General features: G+C 61.1%; 4 protein-coding genes. All 4 read right to left on the bottom strand.

Annotated elements, in window-relative coordinates; genetic code table 11:
• Nucleotides 1-106: 106 nt before the first annotated feature.
• The 4 genes from topA to fadB all read right to left on the bottom strand — a co-directional run bounded on the left by topA (nucleotide 107) and on the right by fadB (nucleotide 6,505).
• Entirely contained in the window at nucleotides 107-2,719 is a 2,613-nt protein-coding gene (gene topA / locus ACIQUS_RS13925) for a type I DNA topoisomerase (RefSeq protein ID WP_403047847.1), read from the bottom strand.
• A gap of 100 nt (nucleotides 2,720-2,819) precedes the next feature.
• A complete protein-coding gene (locus tag ACIQUS_RS13920) occupies nucleotides 2,820-3,071 on the bottom strand; it encodes a DUF1653 domain-containing protein (protein WP_285862508.1) in 252 nt (83 codons plus the stop codon).
• Nucleotides 3,072-3,152: 81 nt separating this feature from the next.
• The gene (gene fadA, locus ACIQUS_RS13915; protein ID WP_403047845.1) at nucleotides 3,153-4,328 is read right to left on the bottom strand and encodes an acetyl-CoA C-acyltransferase FadA; all 1,176 of its coding nucleotides are present in this window, start codon (nucleotides 4,326-4,328) and stop codon (nucleotides 3,153-3,155) included.
• A 29-nt stretch (nucleotides 4,329-4,357) separates the two neighbouring features.
• On the bottom strand, nucleotides 4,358-6,505 hold the full coding sequence (gene fadB / locus ACIQUS_RS13910; protein WP_403047843.1) for a fatty acid oxidation complex subunit alpha FadB: 2,148 nt from the start codon (nucleotides 6,503-6,505) through the stop codon (nucleotides 4,358-4,360).
• Between the last annotated feature and the right edge of the window lie 475 nt (nucleotides 6,506-6,980).

Here is a 6,980-nt window from a genome sequence, read left to right as displayed (position 1 = left end):
ACACCCCGCGGGGGCCCCGGCGGCCCCCCCCCCCCCCCCCCTTACCGTCGCTCGGGGGGGGGGGCCCCCCCCCCCACTGCCCCCGCGATTGGGTCTAACCAAGCGATCAGCGCTTGTCTTCGACCTTCCAGGCATTGCCGTCGTAGAAAGCACGCCAGCCGGTCGGCTTGCCGTCGACTTCGGTCTGCACGTACTGCTCCTTGGTCTTGCGGCTGTAGCGGATCACGGCCGGACGGCCTTCCGGATCCTTCTTCGGCGCTTCGCAGAGGAAGTGGTACTTCGGATCGATCTCGTCCTTGTGCGGGACGATCTCGATGACCAGCGGCGCACGGGTTTCGCGGTTTTTCGGGAACTGGCTGGCCGCCAGGAACAGGCCCGAAGCGCCGTCACGCAGCACGTAGGTGTCGTTGACCTTCTCGCACTTGAGCTCCGGCATCTTCACCGCATCCATCTTCGGTGGCGCGGCCTCGCCGCTCTTGAGCAGCTTACGGGTGTTCTTGCACTCGGTATTGGTGCAACCGAAGAACTTGCCGAAACGGCCAGTCTTGAGCTGCATCTCGCTACCGCACTTGTCGCACTCCAGGCTCGGGCCTTCATAGCCCTTGATGCGGTAGTTGCCCTCTTCGATCTCGTAGCCGGTGCAATCAGGGTTGTTACCACAGATATGCAGCTTGCGCTTCTCGTCGAGCAGATAGGCATCCATCGCCGTGGAGCAGATCGGGCAACGGTGCTTGCCCAGCAGCACGCGCGATTCCGATTCGCCTTCGTCGTCGGCAGCGATTTCATCACCTGGCACCAGGTTGACGGTGGCCTTGCAGCGCTCCTTGGGTGGCAGGCTGTAGCCAGAGCATCCGAGGAACACGCCGGTGGAGGCGGTGCGGATCATCATCGGCCGACCGCAATCCTTGCAAGGAATGTTGGTCAGCGTCGGCTGGTTGGCACGCATGCCCTTTTCGGTGTCTTCAGCGGCCTTGAGCTTGTTGCTGAAATCACCGTAGAACTCGTCCAGCACGTTTTTCCAGTCACGCTCGCCCTGGGCCACATCATCGAGGTTCTCTTCCATGCCGGCGGTGAAGCCGTAGTCCATGAGGTTGGAGAAGCTCTCGGACAGGCGCTCGGTGACGATGTCGCCCATCTTCTCGGAATAGAAACGACGGTTGTGCAGGGTCACGTAGCCGCGATCCTGAATGGTCGAGATGATCGCCGCGTAGGTGGAAGGACGGCCAATGCCGCGCTTTTCCATTTCCTTGACCAGGCTGGCTTCGGAGTAACGCGCCGGCGGCTTGGTAAAGTGCTGGCTCGGGTCGAGCTGAATCAGCTTGAGCACTTCGCCCTGGTTCATTTCCGGCAGCACGTCGTCATCGCCCGGCTTGCTTTGTTGCGGCAGCACACGGGTGTAACCGTCGAACTTGAGGATACGGCCCTTGGCACGCAGCTCGAAGTCGCCGGCAGTGACACTGACGGTGGTCGACAGGTACTGCGCCGGTGGCATCTGGCAGGCCAGGAACTGGCGCCAGATCAGCTCGTACAGACGCTCGGCGTCACGCTCCATGCCGCTGAGCTTGGTCGGGTGAGTGTTGACGTCGGAAGGACGGATCGCTTCGTGCGCCTCCTGGGCACCCTCTTTGCTGCCGTAGACGATCGGCTCTTGCGGCAGGTACTTCTTGCCGAACTCGTTCTCGATGTAGGTGCGCGCCATTTCCACCGCATCGACCGAGAGGTTGGTCGAGTCGGTACGCATATAAGTGATGTAGCCGGCTTCATACAGACGCTGGGCCATCATCATGGTCTTCTTCACCCCGAAGCCCAGGCGGTTGCTCGCGGCCTGCTGCAGGGTGGAGGTAATGAAGGGTGCCGACGGCTTGCTGCTGGTCGGACGGTCTTCACGCTTGGCAACGCTGTAGCTGGAGGACTTGAGCTTCTCCAGGGCAGCCATGGCCTGGGCTTCGTTGAGCGGTTTGAAGGCTTCGCCCTTCTCCCGCGCCACTTCGAAGCGCACCTTGGCATCCTTGGCGGTGCCAAGGTCTGCGTGCACTTCCCAGTATTCTTCCGGGATGAAGGCGCGGATCTCGCGCTCACGCTCGACCACCAGCTTCACCGCCACCGACTGCACGCGGCCGGCAGACAAGCCACGGGCGATCTTGGCCCACAGCAGTGGCGAGACCATGTAACCCACCACGCGATCGAGGAAGCGACGGGCTTGCTGGGCATTGACCCGGTCGATATCCAGCTCGCCCGGCTGCGAGAAGGCTTCCTGGATGGCTTTCTTGGTAATTTCGTTGAACACCACGCGCTTGTAGCGGCTGTCGTCACCACCGATGGCTTCGCGCAGGTGCCAGGCAATGGCTTCCCCCTCGCGATCCAAGTCGGTTGCGAGATAGATGGTGTCAGCATCCTTGGCCAGGCGACGCAGTTCGTCGATGACCTTTTCCTTGCCCGGGAGGATCTCGTACTTGGCTTTCCAGCCGTGGTCCGGATCAACCCCCATGCGCGCAACCAGTTGCTTGCGTGCCTTCTCTTTAGGCGACAGGGCCGGCGCCTCGCCAGCGGCGGCCTTGCCACGCTTGGCGGCAGGCTCCTTGCTGGCGCTGGCCGAACCGCTGGTGGGCAGGTCTCGGATATGGCCGATACTCGACTTCACCACGTACTGGCTGCCCAAGTACTTGTTGATGGTCTTGGCCTTAGCCGGGGATTCCACAATGACCAGCGATTTGCCCATGGATCGGAATATTCCTGAATACTGAAAATAAAAACACGGCAGGTACCTGACGCGGCACCGCTATATATAGTGGCAACAGAGTGAGGTCAAGCGCGAGGCGCTAGCCACCCTCGGCATCGGGCCGGGTGAACAGCTCGGTTTCAGCCTTGACCAAAGCAAAGCGCGGCACTTGCTCGCCGTCAACCTCGACCGACTCCATGAACATGGAAAGCGGCCGCACCCAAAGACCGAAATCGCCATACAGGGCCTGATAGAACACTACCCATTCCTCGGTCTCGGAATGACGCGCAGTGCCGAACACACGATACTCAGGCCCCTTGTAATGACGGTATACGCCTGGTTGTATCTGCATGTTGCTCACCCTCTTGAAAAAAATTTGCTGCACAAAACAAAAAACCGGGGCACCAGGCCCCGGCTTCCACCCGCCAAACGCTTAGACGCGTTCGAAGACGGTGGTGATGCCCTGACCCAGGCCGACGCACATGGTCGAGACACCGAAGGTCCCGCCATTCTGCTTCATGACGTTGAGCAGAGTGCCGGAAATCCGCGCACCAGAGCAACCGAAAGGATGACCCAGGGCGATGGCGCCGCCGTGCAGGTTAACCTTCTCATCCATCTTGTCGAGCACTTTCAGATCTTTCAGCACCGGCAGGGCCTGTGCGGCGAAGGCTTCGTTGAGCTCGATGAAATCGATGTCGGCGATCGTCAGGCCAGCGCGCTTGAGCGCTTTCTGGGTCGCTGGCACCGGACCGTAGCCCATGATCGCCGGGTCGACACCGGCCACGGCCATGGAACGGATCACGGCCAGAGGCTGGATACCCAGGTCCTGGGCGCGCTGGGCCGACATCACGATCATGCACGAGGCGCCGTCGGTGATCTGCGAGGAGGTACCGGCAGTCACGGTACCGCCCTTCGGATTGAACGCAGGCTTCAAGGCCGCCAGGCTTTCCAGGGTGGTGTCCGGGCGAATGGTTTCGTCGTAGTCGAAGACCTTGAGGAAGCCGTTCTCGTCGTAGCCCTGCATCGGGATGATCTCATCCTTGAACTTGCCTTCGACCGTCGCCTTGTGGGCGAGCTGGTGCGAACGCAGGCCGAACAGGTCCTGCTGCTCACGGCTGATGCCGTGCATCTTGCCGAGCATTTCGGCGGTCAGGCCCATCATGCCCGAGGCCTTGGCCGCGTACAGCGACATGTGCGGGTTCGGATCGACACCGTGCATCATGCTGACGTGGCCCATGTGCTCGACACCGCCGACGACGAAGACGTCGCCGTTGCCGGTCATGATCGCCTGGGCTGCGGTGTGCAGGGCGCTCATGGACGAGCCGCACAGGCGGCTGACGGTCTGGCCGGCCGCGGTGTGGGGGATCTGGGTCATCAGGGAGGCCATGCGGGCGATGTTCCAGCCCTGCTCCAGGGTCTGGTTGACGCAGCCCCAGATCACGTCCTCGACTTCACTCGGGTCAATCTTGCTGTTGCGCTCCAGCACCTTGCTGATCAGGTGCGCGGACATGTCTTCGGCGCGGGTATTGCGGTGCATGCCACCCTTGGAGCGGCCCATCGGCGTGCGACCGAAGTCGACAATCACCACGTCTCTTGGATTCAGGCTCATATTCTCTCTCGCTCTTAATCGTTGGGCGCTTAACCGAAGAAGCTCTGGCCGTTCTTGGCCATTTCACGCAGCTTCGCGGTGGGGTGGTACAGCGGACCCAGATCGGCGTACTTGTCTGCCAGGGCAACGAATTCGGCCACACCGATCGAATCGATGTAGCGCAGCGCGCCGCCACGGAAGGGAGGGAAACCGATGCCGTAGACCAGACCCATGTCGGCTTCGGCGGCGGTCTCGACGATACCGTCTTCCAGGCAACGAACGGTTTCCAGGCACAGCGGGACCATCATCCAGTTGATGATGTCTTCATCGGTGACTTCACGCTGCTCGTAGATCACCGGCTTGAGCACGTCGAGCACGGCGGCATCGGCGACTTTCTTCGGCTTGCCACGCTTGTCGGTCTCGTAGGCGTAGAAGCCCTTGCCGTTCTTCTGGCCCAGGCGGTTGGCTTCGTAGAGGGCGTCGACGGCCGAACGGCTGTCGTCCTTCATGCGGTCCGGGAAGCCTTCGGCCATCACGTCACGACCATGGTGACCGGTGTCGATGCCGACCACGTCCATCAGGTAGGCAGGGCCCATCGGCCAGCCGAACTTTTCCATGACCTTGTCGATGCGCACGAAGTCGACACCGGCGCTGACCAGCTTGGCGAAACCGCCGAAGTACGGGAACAGTACACGGTTGACCAAAAAGCCCGGGCAGTCGTTGACCACGATCGGGTTCTTGCCCATTTTCTTGGCGTAGGCAACGGTGGTGGCAACCGCCACTTCGCTGGACTTCTCACCCCGGATGACTTCCACCAGCGGCATCATGTGCACCGGGTTGAAGAAGTGCATGCCGACGAAGTTTTCCGGACGCTTGAGCGCCTTGGCCAACAGGTTGATGGAGATGGTCGAGGTATTGGAGGCCAGGATGGCGTCTTCCTTCACCTGGCCTTCCACTTCAGCCAGTACCGCTTGCTTGACCTTCGGGTTCTCGACCACGGCTTCGACGACGATGTCGACGTTGGCGAAGTCGCCGTAGGACAGGGTCGGGCGAATCGCATTCAGCGCTTCGGCCATTTTCGCCGGTGTCAGGCGGCCTTTTTCAACGCGTTTGCCGAGCAGCTTGGAGGCTTCGTTCAGGCCCAGCTGGATGGCTTCTTCGCGGATGTCCTTCATCAGGATCGGCGTGCCCTTGACCGCCGACTGGTAAGCGATACCACCACCCATGATGCCGGCGCCGAGCACGGCGGCCTGCTTCACGTCACGAGCGATCTCGTCGTGGGCCTTGGCCTTGCGCTTGAGCTCCTGGTCGTTGAGGAACAGGCCGATCAGGCTCTGGGCAACCGAAGTCTTGGCCAGCTTGACGAAGCCGGCGGCTTCGACTTCCAGGGCCTTGTCGCGACCGAAGTTGGCGGCTTTCTGGATGCTCTTGATCGCTTCGACCGGCGCCGGGTAGTTAGGGCCGGCCTGGCCTGCGACGAAACCTTTGGCGGTTTCGAACGACATCATCTGCTCGATGGCATTGAGCTTGAGTTTTTCCAGCTTCGGCTGACGCTTGGCCTTGTGGTCGAACTCGCCGCTGATGGCGCGCTTGACCAGGTCCAGGGCGGCGGCCTGCAGCAGCTCGGGGGCGACCACGGCATCGACGGCGCCGACTTTCAGGGCGTCTTCAGCGCGGTTTTCCTTGCCGGCGGCAATCCACTCGATGGCGTTGTCGGCACCGATGATGCGCGGCAGGCGCACGGTGCCGCCGAAGCCCGGGTAGATCCCCAGCTTGACTTCCGGCAGGCCGATCTTGGCGCTGCTGGACATGACCCGGTAGTCGGCTGCCAGGCACATTTCCAGGCCGCCGCCCAGGGCGATGCCGTTGATCGCGGCTACGGTCGGCACGCCCAGGTCTTCGAAGTCACTGAAGATCCGGTTGGCTTCCAGGTTGCCGGCGACCAGCTCGGCCTCGGGCAGCTTGAAGTTATCGACAAACTCGGTGATGTCCGCGCCGACGATGAACACGTCCTTGCCACTGCTGACAATCACGCCCTTGATCGAGGCGTCGGCCTTGATGGTGTCCACGGCCTGACGCAATTCGTTCAGGGTAAGACGGTTGAACTTGTTGACGGACTCACCCTTGAGGTCGAACTTCAGTTCGACGATGCCGCTTTCAAGAGCCTTAACCGTGATGGCTTTACCTTCGTAAATCATCAACTGATCTCCACGATATGGAAGCTGAACTGTACACGCCGATCGCTGGTGAAAGACCCGGCAGGCCTGAGGCCGTGTGGTGCCGAATCCTTGCGCCAGGCACACCCGTCAGCGCGATAGTCGGGATGCTGTAAGAGAGGTCTGACAATACAAACGCTCAATTCATACGCCCGTTTGATTTGGGTATGCACACATTCAACGAAAAAATCGCCGTTGTCAAATACCCGAAAGCTGCGTGAAAACGCGACTTTGCGGTCATTTTTCACCAAACACGAGCAAACCCGGCCAGCCGTGATCACGCCGTATTCATGCCGGCGATAGTGGTCAAAGGCTTACATGCACCTTCGCTGGCTCAACACCTGCCAGTGTGCACAAGGGATGTGAAGAATCAGCGTGCAGCGGGGAACCCGCTACACTGGGGAGGGAATCGACAACATTTCCGGCCTGCCTGGCCCGTCTGCCCGATACGTGAATC

It is taken from the genome of Pseudomonas sp. NPDC090755, assembly GCF_044769005.1.
In the GTDB taxonomy this organism is placed as follows: Bacteria; Pseudomonadota; Gammaproteobacteria; order Pseudomonadales; family Pseudomonadaceae; genus Aquipseudomonas.
Note: the sequence above shows the minus strand (reverse complement) of the source record. Positions and strands in the feature narration are given on the sequence as shown.

Coding starts and splice junctions, on each gene's coding strand:
- topA (WP_403047847.1), bottom strand. CDS start 2,719: ATGGGCAAATCGCTGGTCATTGTGGAATCCCCGGCTAAGGCCAAGACC.
- ACIQUS_RS13920 (WP_285862508.1), bottom strand. CDS start 3,071: ATGCAGATACAACCAGGCGTATACCGTCATTACAAGGGGCCTGAGTAT.
- fadA (WP_403047845.1), bottom strand. CDS start 4,328: ATGAGCCTGAATCCAAGAGACGTGGTGATTGTCGACTTCGGTCGCACG.
- fadB (WP_403047843.1), bottom strand. CDS start 6,505: ATGATTTACGAAGGTAAAGCCATCACGGTTAAGGCTCTTGAAAGCGGC.